Source organism: Marinitoga okinawensis (assembly GCF_055387075.1).
Genome location: NZ_AP042422.1, coordinates 2,144,519 through 2,165,101 on the forward strand (window position 1 = coordinate 2,144,519; position 20,583 = coordinate 2,165,101).

Below are 20,583 nucleotides of genomic sequence, written 5' to 3' on the forward strand. Positions count from 1 at the left end.
TTATGGCTGTAGGTCAGTCTAACATTAACGGATTAAGAAAAGCTGCTATTTTGGTAGTTTTAGTTGGTCCAGAAAGGGCCTCAAAATTATTAAAAGAATTAACCGAAGATGAAGTTGAAATGTTAACATTAGAAGTAGCTAATCTTGGAAAAATATCCGATGAAGAAAAAAATACAATATTGAGTGAATTTTTTGAACTGATGAAAGTAAAAGAATTTATAAAAGAAGGCGGTGTCGATTACGCCAAAAAGTTGCTTGAAGAAGCATTTGGACCTGAACAAGCTATTAAAATTATTGAAAATCTTGTTACTAATTTACAGGTTAAACCATTTGATTTCTTAAAAAGAATCGATATTGCACAAATCACTAATGTTTTGCAAAATGAACATCCACAAACTGTTGCTTTAGTTTTATGTTATTTACCTCCAGCAGCTGCTGCTCAAGTTATTGCTGGACTTCCAGAAGATTTGCAAGTTGATGTAATTAAAAGAATTTCTATTATGGATAGGGCTACTCCTGATGTGGTTAAGGAGGTGGAAAGCCGTATGAAAGATAGGTTATCTGCATTTGCTGCACAGCCATTTAGTCAGGTTGGCGGCATTGAAACTACTGCAGAAATAATGAATAATATCGATAGAACTGTTTCTAAAAACATATTTGATAGATTATCAGAATCTGATCCTAAATTATCCGAAGAGATTAGAAAGAAAATGTTCGTATTTGAAGACATTCTTAAACTTGATGATAGAACAATTCAAAGAATTCTCAGAGAAGTTGATACTCGTGATTTAACATTATCTCTAAAGGGTGCTTCTGAAGAATTAAAAAATAAGATATTGTCTAATATGTCACAAAGAGCAAGTCAGATGATACAAGAAGAACTTGAATTTATGGGGCCTGTTAGATTAAAAGATGTTGATGAAGCACAACAAAGAATTGTTGCTATTATAAGAAAACTCGAAGAATCAGGAGAAATTATTATTGCCGGTGGCGGAGGAGGAGAAGAACTAATTGTTTAATAAAAGAATAATAAAAGGACAATATGTGATTTTTGAATCATCAGAAAGCGACCATGAGACCGAAAGCAAAATATCAGACAATATTTCTAAAAATATTATTGAAGAAGCTGAAAAAAAAGCTAAAGAAATAATCGAAAAAGCACATGAAGAAGCTGAAAATATAATAAACGAGGCACATTTAGCTTATGCTGAAGAAGTTGAAAAAGGTAGAAAAGATGGTAAAGAACAAGCTGAAATAGAAGTTAATAATTTGGTTGAAGAATATTCTAAACAACTAAATGACATACTAAAATCATTTGAGAATTCTATTGATTTAGAAATACATAATGTTAGAATTTTATTATTTAATATATTAAAAGTATTAATATATAAGTTTTTAAATGATGAAATCTTTTCTTCTCCAAAGTGGGTAGAAAATTCATTAAATAAAATACTAGAAAAATTTATAAATATGAATCAAATAAAAATTCATGTTAGCCCAAATATTATGAAAAAATACCCAGAAATAATTGAAAAATTTAATGCCGTTGATAATATTGAAATTATAGAAGATATCAGATTAAATGACTTCTCCATGTCTGTTCATACTGAAATGGGAAAAATTTCTATAAACAAAGATGATATTATAAAAGATGTAACAAAAATTATTGAGGAAGAATTAAACGATGAAAGATTATAATGAAATTTATGAAAATATACAAAGAAAAATAAATTCTCTGGAATTATTTTCACTTGAAGGAATTGTAGATAGAATAACTGGTGTTGTTATAGAATCCAAGGGACCAGATGTGTCCCTTGGTGATTTGTGTTCTATAACTTTAAAAGATGGAAATAAAGCTTTATGTGAAGTAGTTGGGTTTGTAGGCAATAAGGTTTTATTAATGCCATTTGAAGATGTTCACGGTTTATATGTTGGAGCAAAAGTTAAAAAACTTAATAGAAAAGTATCTATTGGAATTACCCAAAATTTATTAGGAAGAGTTTTAGATGGAATCGGAAGGCCTATTGATGGAAAACCTTTATATACTGACAAATATAGAGATATATATTCACCACCTCCTAATCCTTTAATTAGAAACAAGATCGAAGAACCATTATCTGTTGGTGTAAAGGCTATTGATGGTTTAATAACCTTAGGTAAAGGGCAGAGAATTGGTATTTTTGCAGGAAGTGGCGTTGGAAAAAGTACATTATTAGGTATGATAGCCAGAAATACCTCTGCTGATATAAATGTTATATCATTAATAGGAGAACGTGGAAGAGAAGTTAGAGAATTTATTGAAAGAGATTTGGGTGAAGAGGGGTTAAAACGTTCTGTTGTCATAGTATCAACCTCAGATCAACCTGCATTAATGAGAACAAAAGCTTTATTGAGTGCTACTACTGTTGCTGAATTTTTTAGAGATATGGGATATAGTGTAATGCTAATGGTCGATTCATTAACTCGTTGGGCTATGGCTCAAAGGGAAATTGGTCTTTCAATCGGGGAACCTCCTGCTACAAGAGGTTATACCCCTAGTGTTTTTGCAGAATTACCAAAAATATTAGAAAGAGCTGGTAATTCAGATAAGGGGAGTATTACTGCTATATATACTGTATTAGTAGAGGGTGATGATTTTAACGAACCTATATCAGATACCGTAAGAGGGATTGTTGATGGTCATATTATATTATCGAGAAGATTGGCAGAATCTTCGCATTATCCAGCTATTGATGTTTTAGCTAGTATTAGTAGGTTAATGTCATCTGTTGTCTCTTCAGAACATCTGGATGCTGCATATACAGTTAGAGACATTATGGCCACTTACAATGATGCAAAGGATCTAATAGAAGTTGGTGCTTATAAAGAGGGAACAAATAAAAAAATTGATATTGCTAAAAAGGAAATAGATAATATAAACGCATTTTTAAAACAAGGAACATTCGAAAGACCAACATTTGATGAAATAGTGGAGCAATTAATAAATCTCTCAAAAAATTTAAAATAATTTTTTGACTTTTCTTTTATATTTATGGTAAAATTGGTGTTAAAAACTTTTATGGATTGGAGGAAAGTCTATGCCTGCCGAAATTCTCATACCTATTGTTGGTATCAGTATAGCTATTATTCTGGTTATTATTATGAAGGTTTCAAAATACTTCCTTTCTCCTCACGCCTGGAGAAGAACTCGAGAAAGTTTAACAGCATATCTTTATATATTGCCTTCTATGATGGTTTTATCTATTTTTGTTTTTTGGCCTATTATTTATTCATTTGTATTGAGTTTTTTCAAATGGGATTTCAAAAATCAGGCTAATCCAAAATTTATAGGTTTAGATAATTATACACAATTATTTAAATTAAAACATCCCGTTGAACTTTCTTTTAATGTTGCATTTTTAGGTACATTTTTTATTGTTTTCTTTGTAGCATATTTTTTAAATACTCTTCTCGACACGAAAAGGATTAAAGATAAAAAAGTTAAAAATATTATTATTATTAATACTATCATTGGTTTATTGACATTTGTTCTTTGGAATTATATAAATTATCAATTACAGTGGGTTATTTTCCTATGGTTAGCATTTTCATATGTTGCAATTGCCGCTATGAAAAAAATTGAAGGAACACCTGATAAATTATTATTAAGATTAATCTTATTTGTTGGCATTTATATTATTGGATTCAAACTAATAAAAATTCCGGAAATTATTAATTATTTGAGTATGGCGAAAGAAGAAGCTGATTTCCTAAAAGCTATATGGAATACAAGTTATTATGTTCTATTATCGATGCCTATTACAATTTTCCTTTCATTAATAATTGCTTTATTGTTCTATCAAGAAGTAAAGGGTAAGGTTGTTTTTAGAACCATATACTTCATACCATTTGTCACAAGTGTTGTTGCTGTTTCATTAGTATGGCAATGGATTTTTAATGATAATGGTTTATTAAATTATATTCTCTCATTTTTTGGAGTAGAAAAAATTATGTGGTTAAAAGATGAAAAATGGACAATCCCAACTATTGCTATTATATCAATATGGAAGCTTGTTGGTTATTATTCGATAATTTTCCTATCTGGACTTCAAAATATCGATAAAAGTTATTATGAAGCTGCTGAAGTAGATGGAGCTACAAGATGGCAAAAATTTGCATATATAACATGGCCATTATTGTCTCCTACAACGTTTTTCATACTTATTGTTTCGATGATTGGTGCATTTAAAGTATTCTCTGAGATTTTCGTATTATATTCTGGACTCCCTGGTCCTTATAACAATAGTGGTTTAACTGTAGTTTATTACGTTTTTGAGAAATTTTACGGAGAACAAAGAATGGGTCAAGCGAGTGCCGCTGCATATGTATTGTTTGGAATTATTCTAATATTTACATTCATACAATTTGTAGCTGGTAAAAAACGCGTCCATTACGATTCTTAAGGGGGTCTTATTATGTCTTGGTCTAAATTTGCTAGTACATTTGGAACCTTAATTGTATATCTTTTAATAATTGGTGGAGCAATTATAATGGCTATGCCTTTTGCATGGATGGTTGTTACTTCATTTAAAACTGGAAGTGAAATTTCCCAATGGCCACCAAGGTGGACTTCAAAAAATTTCAGTTCTGAAATTTCTGTAAATATTAAAAGTGCTCCTTCTACCTTAATAGGAGGACAGGGAAGTTTGAGTTTAGCAGAATTTAGAGCTTCTCAAAATAATGTTGCATATGATCCTTTTAAAAAAGTGATGAGCATAGAAGATGATCCTGTAAAACGAGGATTGGTTACATTAACCTTTTCAAGATTAAATTACGCAAATAATTCTGACTTAAACATATTAATACACGAAATTCAAGAATATAACGCTAATTTTCCTTTAATCAAGGATTTATCTGATGAAATTAATACATTAGAAGAAACACCAGAAAGTTTTGAAAATTTTTATTTTTCTTTATATTCAACATCTAATGGTATATTTAAAAAATCTCAAATATTAAAGTCTCTTGATAAGGAATTGGAAAAATCAATAAATTATATTGATAAGTTCTTAAGAATATCTTTAAATAGATTATCGTATCTAAGGGTTAAAGATAGTGATAATTCCGTAGTAAAAAAGGAAAAATTAGAAAAAAAGGAAGAATTAAAAAATTATCTTTTAAATTTAAAGAATGATTTAACTAACTTATCTAATACTATATCTAAATATTCAAAAGGAACTGGTGTTATATCAAATGATGAGATTAATAAAATAATTTCAGAAATTAATAATATAAAATTAGTTTCCTTTAATGATATGTATTTGAGGAATGTAAATAGATTATTAGAAAAATATATTTACAATGCAATTATCTTTAATAAAAATTCATTAAATTTCAAATTATTTTTTGAGGAAAAATTTAATGAATTACAAAAAAATTCATCTAAAAACTTAGTTATAAAATTTAAAATACCAACTAAAGAAGAAATGAAAAAGAATTTTTTAAATAATCTTGCTTCTTCTGATATTCCAGAACACTTTAAAAATGAAATTGATAAAAATATTGATATTTTAGAAATAAAAGACAACTTTGTACTTAACTTAGAACACGATTTTAATAATTCTGTTTTATCAGAATTAAATATAAATTCTGAAGATTTATCCAGAACATTAATGATTATAAGAACCATTTCAAAAATTAAAAACGTTAATAAGAATAATGTTGAGGATTATTTGAGCTCATTTGATAAAGATTTTATAACTAAAAAGAATATTGATGAATATAAATTAGTTGATCTTGCTCTAACAAGAAAAAATTATGATAACATTCTTGAAAAATTTAATAAATTATATTCTGATTCTATTTCTAAAGTACAATTAATAAATGCTCCAGACATAGTAAAAAGTGTTTATTATAGAAATTATTCAACCATAGAAATTTATTTTAAAGATGTTTATGCATTATGGTTCTTAGATGATAACCCAATAATGAAAGTTAAATTTACACCCTCTGAAATATTTGCAAATGTATTTCAAAATTACGTTGATGCATGGCATGCAGCACCATTTTCTAAATATTATATAAATACAATTTTCATGGCAACTTCCACTACTATATTTGAAATAATACTTGCTGCGATGGCTGCATTTGCATTTGCAAAATTAGAATTTTGGGGTAAAAATGCATTGTTTACTTTATTTTTAGCTACTATGATGGTTCCAGGTGAAGTTATGCTCGTTCCAAACTTTATTACTATAAGTAAATTTAGATGGCTTGATACATATTATGCTTTAATTATTCCATGGATAGTTAGTGTTTTTGCTATTTTCTTATTAAGACAGCAGTTTTTAACAATTCCTAATGATTTATGGGATGCTGCTAAAATAGATGGAAGCAGTAGTTGGAGATTTTTATGGACTGTAATGGTTCCATTAAGTAAACCAGCTTTAATCACAGGTGCATTACTTAAATTTGTTGGAAGCTGGAACGCTTTCTTATGGGTATTAATTGTTACCAAATCACCAGAAATGAGAACTCTTGCTGTTGGACTACAAACATTCACAACAGAATCTGGTACATTATATAATCTATTAATGGCTGCTTCCACATTCTCAGTAATACCTATAATTATATTATTTATATTCATGCAAAAATATTTTGTAGCAGGAATAGCACGTTCTGGATTAAAGGGATAATATGAAAAGGAAAAAAATCGTAGTAGGAAAAAAAAGGAAACAAAAAAAAGCTAATATAACTTTAATAATCGTTTATTCATTTATAGCATTTATTATCATTTATTTCAGCATACAAATGATACGTATGTTGTTTATATACTCTGATTTATCAAATGAGTATAAAAAAACTCAAGCAGAATTTGAAACCCTCAAAAAAAAATTAAATTCTATAGAAAAAGAAAGAGATATGCTAAAAAAATTATTAGAAGAAAAGGGTGTGACAATAGAAAATGGAAAAATTAATTATAACTACATCCCACAAACCATCGAAGGAACAAATACAACGAGCAAAGCAACTCGCTGAAGAATACGGTTTAATATATAAAAACAGAAGACATTTAAAAACTAATAATATATATTTTGTTGTAAATAAAGATTTAACTGTTAAGGTTAAACGAGACGATTTTGAATTCTTTTTCCACCCTTCAATTGTAAAAATTAGAATGAAAAATTTTGTTTCTGATAAAATGGATTATCTATTAAACAATATGGATTTAAAAGGAAATGAAACTGTATTAGATTTAACTTTTGGTCTTGGGAGTGAAGCTTTATTAATCTCCTCACAATTGAAGGAAAATGGTAAATTAATAGGCTTAGAAGGATCTTTTCCAATTTATTTTGTAGTTAAAGAAAGTATAAATTATTACCCATATAAAATAAAATGGTTAAAAGAATCAGCTAAAAAAATTGAAATTATCAATGATAATTATAAAAAATTTATTAGAAAACAAAAAGATAAAAGCTATGATATTGTTTATTGTGATCCAATGTTTGAGAATCCCGTATTTGAATCATCTGCTTTAAACCCTTTGAGAAAATTTGCTGTATATGACTCTTTAGAGCCTTCTGATATTGAGGAAATGAAAAGGATTTCAAAAGATAAAGTTATAATAAAAGCACATGTTAAAGATTCTATATGGGATAAATATAAATTCGATAAGATTGATGGTAGTAAAAACTCTGGTGTTTTTTATGGGGTGATTTTTTTAAAATGAAAATTCCAGTAATATTAGGTCCTACTGCTGTAGGAAAAACTGGTATATTAACAGAATTAGATAATGATTTTGAGGTTGTTTCCTGTGATTCAAGACAAATATATAAATATATGAATATAGGAACGGCTAAACCTACTCAAGAAGAACAAAACAAAATAAAACACCATTTAATTGATTTTATTAATCCCGATCAATATTATAATGCATATCTATATAGATTAGATGCTTTAAAAGTTATTAAAGATATTTTGAATAGAGGAAAAATCCCTATAATTTCTGGAGGAACTGGATTATATTTTGATGCCATATATAAAGGTTTTTTTGAATCACCAAGTTCTTTAACATTAAGAAGCTATTTGAGAAAATTAGAAAGTTCTCAACCTGGTATAATTAGAGAAATATTAAAAGATGTTGATCCAGAAAGTTTTTTAAGAATACATCCTAATGATTTAAAAAGAAGTATTAGAGCATTAGAAATATATATAATATCTGGTAAAAGAATGTCAGATTTAATAAAAAATCAAAAAATTGAATCACCATATGAATTTAATATAATAATATTGGACAGAAATAGAAAGGAATTACATGAAAGAATTAATTTAAGAGTTGAAAAAATGATTGAAGATGGGTTAATTGACGAAGTAAAAAATTTATTATCTATGGGATATAACAAAAACTTAAATTCTTTGAATACTATTGGATATAAAGAAGTATTAGAATACATTGAGGGGAAATACGATTTTGATAAAATGATTCATTTAATCAAAAGAAATACGAGAAGATATGCAAGGAGACAAATTATATATTTTAGAGGATATGAAAACGCTACATGGATCAATCTTTCACAAGAAAATAACTCGATTAAAAAAATTAAAAATCTTATTTTTTCAGGTATTTAGTATTATTTTTATTATAAAGGGGGAGTTGTAATGGCAGAAAAATTTAATTTACAGGAAAGATTTTTAAATTTATTAAGAACTAATAAAATTGAATGCAAAATTTATTTTGAAGGTGGTTTTCAAACAACTGGTTTTATAAAATCTTTTGATAACTTTACAATTTTACTTGAAAAAAAAGGACAACAATCTCTAGTTTATAAACATGCTATAAAAATGATTGTTCCAATGAAGTATGTTAAATTATTCCAACAGGATAATTCAGGAGGAAATCAAAACTAAACGATGTTAATTAAACTATATTCAAAATTTTTTGTATTTACAATTTAATATATAAAATAAACCAGAAGAGATTCTTCTGGTTTTGTGGTATAGAATTATCAATTTTAGGAGGTATATCATGAAAAAATTAATCATTTTAGTATTAATTTTGTTTAGTGTTGTTTTTTCATTTTCACAAAGATTTTTACCACCTGTTAAAGATTCTTATTTAACATCTTCATTTGGAGAATTTAGGGATACCGGAAATAATCCTCATTTCCATATGGGTATAGATTTCTCATCTTTTTCAAGAATTGGTTATCCTGTTAACGCTGCGGCTGATGGATATGTATATAAAATTTGGTTAAATCATAAAATATATGGAAATACTGTGTTTATATATCATCCAGATTATGATTTAATTACCGTATATGCTCACCTAAGTGCATTTAAAGGCTTAGTTGAAGAAATTGCTAAATCTGTATTATCTGAAGTTGGTAACACCTTTGCTGAAATTAAATTCCCAGAAAATGAAATTAGAGTAGCGAAAGGTGAAGAAATTGCTTACTCAGGTAAATCTGGTGAGGCTGTAGTACCTCATGTCCATTTTGAAGTTAGAGAAATTAAAAAATCTGGTAATGATGAAGTAGAAATAGCAAGAGATGCTCTTGAATTTGTTGATTATGTTGAAATGAGACCAAGAACATTAGAAGCATTAGAAATAAGATCAAATAATAGAACATATAAATTGTTGGATGATCAAGTAACAGAAATACCTTTTTCAACTTTACCAAAATTAGAAGTAAAAACAGATGAAAAGATTGGAAATAACACTAAAATTATTCCTAGAAAAATATCTTTAAGAGTTAATGATGAATTAGTATATGAGATAGAATTTGATGCTATTAGATTAGATGAGATGTATTCTCCTAATGCCATATATGGTAATGGATCTAATATTTTCACATACTGGATAAAATTATATTCATCCTCTTTTATTACTCCAATAAAAGTTAATAGATGGAATGAAGTTGCTTTTACACTAAAAGATAGAAATCCAGCTGAACTTATACTTGAAGATATTTGGGGAACGGTGAAAGTTTATAAATTGGTATTAGTAAAAGAAATGTAACTTAAAATACAATAGATTTTATTTTAAAATTAATTTTTTAGATGTCTATTGATTTATATTTTTGGTATAATAATACCTTGAACGTCGAATAAAATAAAGTTAAAATAAAGGAGGAAGAAAATTGAAAAAAAGACTTTTCACAAGTGAAAGCGTTACTGAAGGACATCCTGATAAAGTCGCAGACCAAATTTCAGATGCTATATTAGATGCTTTATTAGAAAAAGATCCTTTTTCTAGGGTTGCTGTAGAAACATTAGTTACAACTGGTATGGCTATGGTGGCTGGTGAGGTTTCTACTAAAGCATATGTTGATATACCTAAAATTGTAAGGCAAACAATATTAGATATTGGATATACAAGAGCTAAATTTGGTTTTGATGGTGAAACTTCCGCAGTTTTAGTTTCTATTGATGAACAATCGCCAGATATTGCTATGGGTGTTGATAAAGCATTAGAAGCTAAAATGGGAGAAATGAAAGACGAAGATCCTTATGAAAAATTAGGTGCTGGAGACCAAGGAATTATGTTTGGTTACGCAACAAATGAAACTCCAGAAATGATGCCATTACCTATAGTTTTAGCTCACAAATTAGCATATAGATTAACAGAAGTTAGAAAAAATGGAACTTTAACATTCTTAAGACCAGATGGAAAAACACAAGTTACTGTTGAATATGATGAAAACGGAAAACCTGTTGAAGTTGAAACTGTTTTAATTTCAACACAACATGATCCTGATGTTACTATAGAAGAAATAAAGGAAGCTTTAATTGAACATGTTATAAAGCCTATAATCCCAGAAAAATACTTAACAGAAAATACAAAAATTTTAGTTAATCCAACAGGAAGATTTGTATTAGGAGGACCACATGCTGACACTGGATTAACAGGTAGAAAAATTATTGTTGATACATATGGTGGTTGGGTACCACATGGTGGAGGAGCTTTCTCAGGTAAAGACCCAACTAAAGTTGATAGATCAGCTCATTATATGGCTCGTTATGTTGCAAAAAATATCGTTGCTGCTGGGTTAGCTGATGAGGTTATGATTCAATTAGGTTATGCTATTGGTGTTGCAAAACCTGTTTCAATATTAATTGATACAAAAGGTACTGCAAAGGTTGATGAAAATAAATTATATGAAGTTGTTACTGAAATGTTTGATTTCAGACCTGGAGCAATAATTAAAAATTTAGATTTATTAAAACCTATGTACAGAAAAACTGCAGCTTATGGCCACTTTGGAAGAACTGACGTTGAATTCCCATGGGAAAGAACAGATAAAGTTAAAGATTTAAAAGCTGCTTTTGGATTATAATATAAATAAATAATATAAAAGGAGGAAACAAAAGTGCCTAATGTAAAATCTGCTAAAAAAAGAGTAAGACAAACTGCTAAAAGAAGATTAAGAAACAAAAGTTATAAAACAAGAGTAAAAAATTCTATTAAGAAAGTGTTAGTAGCTATCGAAGAAAAGAAAGAAAAAGATGAAGTTATGGAATTATTAAATTCATCATTTTCAATAATAGATAAAGCTGCTAAAAAAGGTGTTATTCATAAAAATAATGCTTCCAGAAAAAAAGCAAGATTACATGCTAAAGTTAAAGAATATTTAGGAGAAGAAGCTTAATCAAAAAAATTCCCGATTAAATCGGGAATTTTTTTTTACTTTATTATTTCTAAATCTACTAAAAACTATATAAAAATATTTACATATCATTATTTTTTTTCATTATATAATAAGTTTTTTTTATTTATATGAATTTATAATATTTTCTACCATAATCATTTTATAATAGCTTTTATTATTTAAAGTGTATTTTTATTAAATTTGACATTTTACCTAAAAAGGTGTAAAATTTTAATTTGCATGAAAGTTTTATTAACGTTTACATCAAAAAAGGAGGAGGAGTTAGAATGTATAAAAAGCTATTTGTATTGTTTTTAGTATTTTCCTTGTTAACAGTAGCTGCATTCTCAAATGCAAAAGTTTTTAGAGTAACTGACAAAAGTCAATTACTCAATGGACCTGCTGCTGATGGTAAGGTGGGGGATTATATTTTAACAAATGAAAAGGTTTCTTTCTTAATTGGAAACCTTAATAACTATCATGGTTATATGAAATCAGGTGGAAATTTACTTGATGTTACTTATGCTGGCGGAGAAGATCAATTTGATGAAATGCATACATATTTTGGATGGCCAAAACAAGCTATCTACGAAAATATTTTTGTAGTTAACAACGGTTCAGATGGTGGACCTGCTGTATTAAAATTGGTTGGACATCACTCTGATATACCTGGAATTAAAATCACTACAACATATACATTATTACCTGATGAAAATTATTTAATTATGAAAACTACATTAGACAATCAAAGTGGAAAAGATATTAATAAAATGATTTTAGGTGATGCTACTTTCTTTGGTTATGCTCAAGCATTTACATTCGGATTAGGTTTTAAAGTTAGCAGAACTGATACTGATTTATTAGGGGCTATGGGAGATAACATTGCATATGGCGTAACAACTACAGAAACAGATGAAAACGGAAAATTAAGAGATATTCATATTTCTTATATTTTTGCAGATCCAGAAATTAAAACTGTTTCTATTAAAAATGGTGAAAAAGTTTCATTCCAAAGAATATTCTTAGTCGGAAGAGACCTTTCATCTGTATTAAAAACTGCATTTGATATTAGATCAAAAGACTATACTTTAGTAACTGGAAAAGCTACATTTGAAAATGGAAAACCTTTATCTAATGTAAAAGTTAATATTTATGATAGCAAAGGAACTCTTTACATTGTTTCATATACAAATGAAAATGGAATGTATACATTCCCAGCTTTAAAAGGCGAATATACAGCTAAAATTGATTTAATGGGTATGAATACAGTTTCTTCACCAAAAATAGTTGTCAATAATGAAATAGAATTAAATGTTGATAAAGCTGTTGTTGGTAAATATGTATCAGAAAATAAAGTATTATGGGGACCATATCTATCTGATTTAACAAAAGATAGTGTTTATGTAAACTGGAAAACATTAGTTCCAGCTAAAGGAAAAGTTATTGTAAATGGAAAAACATATGAAGATATGAATAATACGGTTATGCACCATCTTAAAATAACTGGATTAAAACCTGGAACAGAATATACTTACAAATTAGTTGTTGAAGAAGGTTCTGCTAAGGGTGTTGAATCAGAAAGTTATACATTTAAAACAGTACCTGAAAAAGTTAAAGAATTTAAATTTGTAGTATATGGAGATACAAGAACATATAATAAGAGACATAAATTAGTTGCTGATAAAATTGCTGCACAAAAACCTGCATTTGTTATAAATGACGGTGATTTAGTAATGGATGGTAGAGTTTTAGGTGACTGGGATGGATTCTTCTGGGCAATTAAAAATATGGCTGCAACAGCACCATTCTATCCTGTATTAGGTAACCATGAATATAATTCAAAATTCTACTTCAGCTCATTTGTAACTCCACAAGGTGGCGGAGATTATAATGAACAATATTATTCTTTTGATTATGGACCTGCACATTTCATCGTTTTAGATGCTGATGTATTATTAATGCAAAAAGATAAAGAAGGCATGGAAAAAGAAACACAATGGTTAATTAATGACTTAGAAAAGAATAAAGATGCTAAATGGAAATTTGTATTCTTCCATGAACCATTCTGGACAAATTGTACAGAATATGGTGTAGAACCAGTTAGCCCAACTGTTGATTACTGGAAACCTGTTTTTGAAAAATATGGTGTTGATATGGTAATTAATAGTCATTTCCATATGTACGAAAGATTTGAAAATAATGGTATAGATTATATTACTACTGGTGGTGGCGGAGCTCCATTATACACCCATGTTAAATCTTACGAAGATAAATATCCATTCACTATAAAAGATGTTGTTGGACTTCATCACTTCGTGGAAATTTTTGTAAGCGAAAATCAAGTAAAAGTTGTTGTAAAAGGTGTTGCACAACAAACAGATAAAAAATCAGAAGATGGTTTTGTTCCTGTTAATGTAGTTCTTGATCACTTTGTATTAAATAAATTCTAATATATTTCAAATATAATGGAGTGCCATAAGGCACTCCATTTTTTATACATATTATTTTACATTAAAAAAATAATATCTTTTATTATATATGATATTATTATATTTAGTATATTAGAACAAGGAGGAAGAAAAATGCATGATAAAATTGGGGCATTAAAATATTTTTTAAAACCCCAAAATTTCGATAAATATCCATTGAAATGGAATGAAATTTTTGGAAATAAAAGAAAAATATATGTTGAAATAGGTTTTGGTAGTGGTGAATATATGGCAGAACTTGCAAAAGAAAATCCTGATATTAACTTTGTTGGTTTTGAAACTTCATTAACTGCTTTGTACAAAGCACAGGTTAAATTCTATAAAAATAATATAAAAAATGCAAGGGTTATTCAAGGAGATGCTAGATTATTAATTAGAGAATTGTTTTCATCTAATTCAATTTCAAAACTAATTGTAAATTTTCCCTGCCCCTGGCCAAAACAAAGGCATAAAGAAAGAAGAATATTTATTGAATCGTTTATAAATACTTTAGCTGATGTTTTAAAAAAAGGTGGAACAATAGAACTAGCTACAGATGTCGATTGGTATGCTCAAGAAGTATATGAAAATTTTAAAAAATCGGAATTTTTTGAAGCACAAGAAATTATAGAAAATTTTGATAGACCTGTAAAAACTAAATATGAATTAAAATGGGATAATGAGGGCAGAAATAAATATTTATTTATAGCTAAAAAAATTAAAGATAATAAAGTAAAAAGAGTTTTGGAAGGAGTGAGCGAATTGCCACATAAAAGTATAAAAAATGTTAATATTGAAAAATTAAAAAATCTAAAAGATAAACATATTAAAGAAAACGATATATCATTTACTATAAATTCTATATATGAAGATATTATAAATGACAGATATCTCTTAAGAGTTGTTTCAACGGATGGAGATTTTATGCAACAATACTATATATCAATATACAAAAAAACTAAGGATTGGCTTATTAAACTTGATTCTACTACTATTCCATATAGAACTCCAGCTGTAAAATTTACTGTTTATAAGATTGCTGAATTAATTGAAACTTTTTAAATTTTTTATTATAATATTAGTTTTTGACGGGGGGGTAAGATGACTTATAAAACTAAATTATTTAATTCAATAATTATAGGTTTAATTTTATTTGGAATATTAATGATTTTTATAAATTCTTTTGTTCAAATTTATACTAACGGAATTATATTAAAAAACATGAAATATTCTATAAATTTAACAAAAAACATATCTTCTGTAGTTTTTCATCTTCAGAAAGAACGTGGATATACTAATTTATATTTAAATGGAAATAAAAATGTTTATTCTAACATTATAAAGGAAAAAAATCTAGTTGATAGTTATTTTACTCTTATCAAAAATATAAATGAAAAAAAGCTTTATTTTAAAAATATCGATGATTTGGAATCAAAACTAAATTCATTAAGAGTTATTTCTGAAAAACAAATTGAATCTCCAATAAATATTTTTAGTGAATACACAACTTTAATAAATGAATTTATCGATTATTATAATTATCCAATAAAACAAAAAACGACATCAGAAACAGGTAAATTAATGATTTCAATTTACTTTCTTGAAAAAATGAAAGAATATGCAGGTGAATTTAGAGGTATATATTCATCTATTATTAAGGAAAAACATATTAATGACAAAGAATATACTTTTCTAAATAAAAGTTTTTATAATATTATCGAATCTACAAATTACAAAGCTTTTCAATTTACTAATAATACATATAACAAAATTTCAAATTTCTCAAATTCAAAATATTATAAAACTTTATGGAATTATTATAATTTGATTGAAAAAAAATCTAATGAATTATACAAACTTAATCCTGAAGAAACCTTTAAAGATTTAACCTCTATTGTTAATTTTTTTCAAGATTTAATAAATTATGAACTATTAAATCTTACGGAAAAAATAAATATAAATCTAAAGAAAAATAAGATTATATTATCTATCGATATTTTCTTTTTAATATTTAGTATAATCTTACTCATTTATATAATGCTAAATTATTATAAAGTTATAAAACTAAAAAATAATTTAAAATATTTAGCAACACACGATTTATTAACAAAATTACCCAATCGACTTTTATTTTTTGAAAAATCTAAAAATTTGATTTCATTAGGGGAAAGAAACAACTTAAAATACGCCATTATGTTTATTGATATAGATAATTTTAAAAAAGTAAATGATACTTTTGGCCATAAATCTGGTGATGATATCTTAAAAAAAATGGCACAAACATTAAAGAAAATTTTGAGAAATTCTGATATTATCTCAAGATTTGGTGGAGATGAATTTGTAATTTTAACTCAATATAAAAATATTGAGGATATATATTCTATTACTCAAAAATTAAATAATAATATGGCAAAACGATTTGAAAAAGATGGAAAATCCTTTACTGTTTCTTTAAGTATAGGCATTTCACTATTCCCTGAGCATTCTAAAAATATCGATGAACTAATAAAATTTGCTGATATAGCTATGTATAAAGCAAAACAACAAAAAAATTCAACTATAATATATTCTAAGAAATATAGAAAAGACCTCTGAGGTCTTTTCTATATTTCTTTTATCTCATTAAAATTCTTTTTAAAATTAATCAAAAATACAGTAGACGTTAAACTAATCAAAGATAGGGCTAAAATAAAGAAATTCATTCCACCCATTGTGTAAAATATCGATAAATATGGACCAAAGAAATTTCCACTTATTCTAAATGCTGAAAACACAGCCATACCTTTTTCTTCAAATCCTGTTGATAAATAAGATGCATATTCACTACTCATAGTTAAGGATAATCCTAGGAAAAATCCTGCAATAACTATTAAAAACAAAAATAAAAACATTGAAAATGAATTTACAAACAATGCTATCATCAAAGTTAAAAATGTTGATAATGGTATCCATAATCTAACTCCACTTACCTTATGTTTAAATAAATTCCCAAGCATCAAAGATAAGGCAAAAATGGAAATATAAATTTTTCCTAAAACTGGATTATTAACATAATTTTCTACAAATAAAGGCATTGTTGCTTGAAATCCTACAATTACTGCTATCGTAAATATTCCAAAAAATGCTGCTAAAAAAATTCTTGGTGAAAATTTAGTAACTTGCTTTTTTATTACTTTTTCACTTATTTCAATAACTGGTAATTGCTTATAAATTATCAAAGTTGCTATAAACAATATAACCCCTATTGTCATTAATATATAATGTGACATATATATAAAACCTGTACCGATAATCAAAGGCCCCATAACTGCACCAAAACTTGCTAAAAATTCAACTAAACCAAAATATTTTGTCTGCTCCTTTGGTGAAAAACCTGATTTTGTAATTACAGTTAGGGCATTAGAGAAAAGTGCTGAATCAGCTATACCTTGAATTGCACGGAATACTATTGCTAATATTGGCAATTTTAATGATATTCCAGATAAATAAAGTGCTGTACTCCATAATGCCATAGAATACAAAAAAGTTTTACTTTCTCCTTTTTGTTCTAATATCTTTCCCCAAAATGAACCAAACAATATTGATACTAATGGTGTTATTCCTATAAATGTACTAGCTAATAATGATGATCCAAATATATTAGTTAGTTGAGGAAATGATGATGCTATTCCTACTTGAACAAAAACTTGTAAAAATGGTAATGCTAAAATAAACTTTAATTTTCCTTTCAATCTATTCGACCTCCTATATATCTCACTTTTCCAGTCAACTTTAAACCAAAAAAGTTAAAATAGTATGTAGTTTTTTTACCCATCAATTAATTTAATGATAATTATTAGTCTAAAATCCTTTTTAAATCAAAGCTTAAAACTATTGTAACCATAAAAAAAGAATCTGAGTGAATACCCCCAGATTCTTTTTTTATTTTACTTCGACTTAGTCGACAGCTTCGACAATTTTCGTTAACCTTCGACAAAAAATCCCCTCTACTTTTAGAGGGGATTTTTTTGACTTAATTTTGAATTTATTATTACATTAGACATTATAAATGGTACATTAAACATAAATAATATTATCAAGATTATTTAAAATGCTTTTTTGTATACACATCTTTTCTATGCATAATATTAATAATTAAAATTACTAATTTTCCATGATTAATTGTAAATATAATTATATAATTTCCACTACGTAATCTAAAAAAACCTCTTCCTTCATCTTTTAATTTCTTTACATCTAAACTGACCTCAACATCTTTATTATAATAATTAATTAACTTTTTTAAATCCTCTTTAATTTGGGATTGAAATTTAGGATCTATCTTTTCAAAAGATTTATAAGCTTTTTTAGTCCAATGCAATTCCCATTCTTGATTAGAGTTTTTCAATCTTAACCACTTCCATATCTTCATTTGTCAGTTTTTTTAATTCATTAAGTATTTCAATATTTTCTTCATCGCTAACTTCTGGAAGTGTGGATAACAGTTTAAAATAAAGAGTATTATATTCTGAATCTTTTAAGTATTTATCAACAGCCTCATCAATAATATTGCTTATGCTTTTATTTTTAATTTTTTTTAATTCTTGAAGAATCATCCAGGTCTTATTTTTAAGATTTATATTATGTCTACTCTTTTTTTCAAAATCTTTAATAGTACTCATATTAAATCACCTCGATTCTTTTTTGTGTATATACACAAACATTATATCATATCATGATATCGTCTGTCAATGAAAGTATTTTCTAAAAAAATAATATGACGAATACTTGAAAATTCCCGAAACTTTCGCTTCGCGAAAATAAAAAACTTTTATTCTTTATACAATCTTTTATTTATTTTTAATACTATGTATTAAAAATATGTCCATGAGAATTTTTGAGGACTCAGAATTTTCACCAGGTGAAGAGCATTATTTTATAATTTTCTTCGTTTTTTTTCAGATTAACAATCAAGCGTTTGAATGAGTTTTATTTTGATAATTTGGAATTACATAAAATATTGTTATTAATAATCCTGTTATACCTAAAAATATTAAATAATATCCACTATGAATTTTATCTATTACCTTTCCACCTACAGATATACCTATTATTTATTTGCATTATCACCATTTTTAATGATCCAATTCTTCCTCTTATTTCATTATCTATACTCATTTGAAATTTTGAATTTATTATTACATTGGATATTATAAATGATATATTAAACATAAATAATATTATCGAGATGATTAAAAATTTAATAATTTTATTTGGAAAATTCCAGAGTATTACTATTCCTAAGAATAAAATTGTAATATTCAAAATAATATTAGACAATTTGAAATATTTTGTTTTTTTATTATTTGTCATTATAAAGGTTATTAATGAGGCGCCTGCTAAAGAACCTATTGTCATGGCCGTTTCGGATAAACCTACATATGTTGGTGAAAAACCTCCGTCCCTTTTTATTATTACAGGTATAAATACTGCAAAAATTGGTATCATCCATACAGAATAAAATATCATCATATTCAATAAATGTTTTAACTCCTTCTTAACTTTCAAATATTTTATTCCATTTTTTATTTCATTAAAAAACGATATTTCTGATAATTTTTTCTTGTTTTCTATATTAAATTTATATTCAATATAAATTTCGCTTATACCTGATAATATGAATGTTATACCATTAACAAATAGCAAAATTTTAATTCCGTATATACTATATAAAAACGCACCTATTGGAGGACCTGCTAGTGAAGAAATATTTGAAACAATCAGAAGATATGAATTTGCTTTTTCAAGATATTGATTTTCTACAATTTCTGGTAACATTGCATATGTTGAGGTATCAAATAATGTACTTATAATTGATTGTATAACTAAATATACAAATATCATCCATACACTTATAATGTTATTTGCTATAAGAAATGCCATAACTAAACATAATATCCCACTGATAAAATCCATTTCAACCATTATTTTCTTTCTATTATAATTATCAGCTATAACTCCCAAAAAAGGTCTTATTAATATTTCAAAAGCCATGATAAATATCGTTGCTAACCCAAGTATTGTTGCTGATTGTGTCATATCCAACAATAATAGCGGAAAACCTATAACTTGAATTGTATCTCCTAAATTTGATATAAATCTTCCAAATATATATATTTTGAAATTTTTATTCACATTTTCACCTCATCATATTATTTCAATCCAGTTCGTTCCAGAATAATTATTTTTTTACATAATTTAAAGTCATATTTTTTTATTTATTATATTATATCATATAATATGTATTTATTGTTAATTTTTTGATTAATTGGATTTTATTGATAAAAAATCCCCTCTAAATTTAGAGGGAACAGACTGTTAACAAAGTATTTTCTAAAAAAATAATATGACGAATACTTGAAATTCCCAAAACTTTCGCTTTGCGAAAATTAAAAATTTTTAATATTCTTTGTAAAAACTTGTATTTATTTTTAATGCATAGCATTAAA

General features: G+C 26.6%; 19 protein-coding genes. 15 read left to right on the plus strand and 4 right to left on the minus strand.

Annotated features, from left to right (window positions below; genetic code table 11):
- Nucleotides 1-2: 2 nt before the first annotated feature.
- The 15 genes from fliG to ACZ5CK_RS10420 all read left to right on the plus strand — a co-directional run bounded on the left by fliG (nucleotide 3) and on the right by ACZ5CK_RS10420 (nucleotide 16,690).
- Complete coding sequence (fliG, locus tag ACZ5CK_RS10350; RefSeq protein ID WP_464581737.1) at nucleotides 3-1,019, plus strand: flagellar motor switch protein FliG; 1,017 nt, start codon at nucleotides 3-5, stop codon at nucleotides 1,017-1,019.
- Complete coding sequence (locus ACZ5CK_RS10355; protein ID WP_464581739.1) at nucleotides 1,012-1,698, plus strand: hypothetical protein; 687 nt, start codon at nucleotides 1,012-1,014, stop codon at nucleotides 1,696-1,698. The genes fliG and ACZ5CK_RS10355 overlap by 8 nt, the downstream gene beginning before the upstream one ends.
- Nucleotides 1,685-3,007, plus strand: coding sequence for a flagellar protein export ATPase FliI (gene fliI / locus ACZ5CK_RS10360; protein WP_464581740.1), 1,323 nt, complete (start codon nucleotides 1,685-1,687; stop codon nucleotides 3,005-3,007). Before ACZ5CK_RS10355 ends, fliI begins: the two co-directional genes overlap by 14 nt.
- Nucleotides 3,008-3,140: 133 nt before the next feature.
- Entirely contained in the window at nucleotides 3,141-4,442 is a 1,302-nt protein-coding gene (locus ACZ5CK_RS10365; protein ID WP_464582992.1) for a carbohydrate ABC transporter permease, read from the plus strand.
- 12 nt (nucleotides 4,443-4,454) lie between these two features.
- Nucleotides 4,455-6,674 (plus strand): carbohydrate ABC transporter permease, encoded by a 2,220-nt coding sequence (locus ACZ5CK_RS10370; RefSeq protein ID WP_464581741.1) that lies wholly within the window; start codon nucleotides 4,455-4,457, stop codon nucleotides 6,672-6,674.
- 1 nt (nucleotide 6,675) lies between these two features.
- Nucleotides 6,676-7,017: a hypothetical protein gene (locus ACZ5CK_RS10375; protein WP_464581742.1), complete on the plus strand. Its 342-nt coding sequence runs from the start codon at nucleotides 6,676-6,678 to the stop codon at nucleotides 7,015-7,017.
- Nucleotides 6,944-7,708, plus strand: coding sequence for a class I SAM-dependent methyltransferase (locus ACZ5CK_RS10380; RefSeq protein ID WP_464581743.1), 765 nt, complete (start codon nucleotides 6,944-6,946; stop codon nucleotides 7,706-7,708). The genes ACZ5CK_RS10375 and ACZ5CK_RS10380 overlap by 74 nt, the downstream gene beginning before the upstream one ends.
- Entirely contained in the window at nucleotides 7,705-8,607 is a 903-nt protein-coding gene (gene miaA, locus ACZ5CK_RS10385) for a tRNA (adenosine(37)-N6)-dimethylallyltransferase MiaA (protein ID WP_464581744.1), read from the plus strand. The genes ACZ5CK_RS10380 and miaA overlap by 4 nt, the downstream gene beginning before the upstream one ends.
- Nucleotides 8,608-8,637: 30 nt before the next feature.
- On the plus strand, nucleotides 8,638-8,886 hold the full coding sequence (gene hfq / locus ACZ5CK_RS10390; RefSeq protein WP_464581745.1) for an RNA chaperone Hfq: 249 nt from the start codon (nucleotides 8,638-8,640) through the stop codon (nucleotides 8,884-8,886).
- Between the two features lie 118 nt (nucleotides 8,887-9,004).
- The gene (locus ACZ5CK_RS10395; RefSeq protein ID WP_464581746.1) at nucleotides 9,005-9,997 is read left to right on the plus strand and encodes a M23 family metallopeptidase; all 993 of its coding nucleotides are present in this window, start codon (nucleotides 9,005-9,007) and stop codon (nucleotides 9,995-9,997) included.
- A 121-nt stretch (nucleotides 9,998-10,118) separates the two neighbouring features.
- Complete coding sequence (metK, locus tag ACZ5CK_RS10400; RefSeq protein ID WP_464581747.1) at nucleotides 10,119-11,315, plus strand: methionine adenosyltransferase; 1,197 nt, start codon at nucleotides 10,119-10,121, stop codon at nucleotides 11,313-11,315.
- Between the two features lie 33 nt (nucleotides 11,316-11,348).
- The gene (rpsT, locus tag ACZ5CK_RS10405) at nucleotides 11,349-11,627 is read left to right on the plus strand and encodes a 30S ribosomal protein S20 (protein WP_464581748.1); all 279 of its coding nucleotides are present in this window, start codon (nucleotides 11,349-11,351) and stop codon (nucleotides 11,625-11,627) included.
- Between the two features lie 287 nt (nucleotides 11,628-11,914).
- Nucleotides 11,915-14,077, plus strand: coding sequence for a metallophosphoesterase (locus tag ACZ5CK_RS10410; protein WP_464581749.1), 2,163 nt, complete (start codon nucleotides 11,915-11,917; stop codon nucleotides 14,075-14,077).
- Between the two features lie 132 nt (nucleotides 14,078-14,209).
- Nucleotides 14,210-15,157: a tRNA (guanosine(46)-N7)-methyltransferase TrmB gene (trmB, locus tag ACZ5CK_RS10415; RefSeq protein ID WP_464581750.1), complete on the plus strand. Its 948-nt coding sequence runs from the start codon at nucleotides 14,210-14,212 to the stop codon at nucleotides 15,155-15,157.
- A 39-nt stretch (nucleotides 15,158-15,196) separates the two neighbouring features.
- Complete coding sequence (locus ACZ5CK_RS10420) at nucleotides 15,197-16,690, plus strand: diguanylate cyclase (protein ID WP_464581751.1); 1,494 nt, start codon at nucleotides 15,197-15,199, stop codon at nucleotides 16,688-16,690.
- Between the two features lie 8 nt (nucleotides 16,691-16,698).
- Here ACZ5CK_RS10420 and ACZ5CK_RS10425 read toward each other — a convergent pair whose 3' ends face one another.
- From ACZ5CK_RS10425 to ACZ5CK_RS10440, 4 genes are all read right to left on the minus strand, one after another.
- Nucleotides 16,699-17,826: an MFS transporter gene (locus ACZ5CK_RS10425; RefSeq protein WP_464581752.1), complete on the minus strand. Its 1,128-nt coding sequence runs from the start codon at nucleotides 17,824-17,826 to the stop codon at nucleotides 16,699-16,701.
- Between the two features lie 350 nt (nucleotides 17,827-18,176).
- Nucleotides 18,177-18,482 (minus strand): type II toxin-antitoxin system RelE family toxin, encoded by a 306-nt coding sequence (locus tag ACZ5CK_RS10430; RefSeq protein WP_464581753.1) that lies wholly within the window; start codon nucleotides 18,480-18,482, stop codon nucleotides 18,177-18,179.
- A complete protein-coding gene (locus tag ACZ5CK_RS10435; RefSeq protein WP_281000788.1) occupies nucleotides 18,469-18,756 on the minus strand; it encodes a hypothetical protein in 288 nt (95 codons plus the stop codon). The genes ACZ5CK_RS10430 and ACZ5CK_RS10435 overlap by 14 nt, the downstream gene beginning before the upstream one ends.
- 394 nt (nucleotides 18,757-19,150) lie before the next feature.
- On the minus strand, nucleotides 19,151-20,269 hold the full coding sequence (locus tag ACZ5CK_RS10440) for an MFS transporter (RefSeq protein ID WP_464581754.1): 1,119 nt from the start codon (nucleotides 20,267-20,269) through the stop codon (nucleotides 19,151-19,153).
- Between the last annotated feature and the right edge of the window lie 314 nt (nucleotides 20,270-20,583).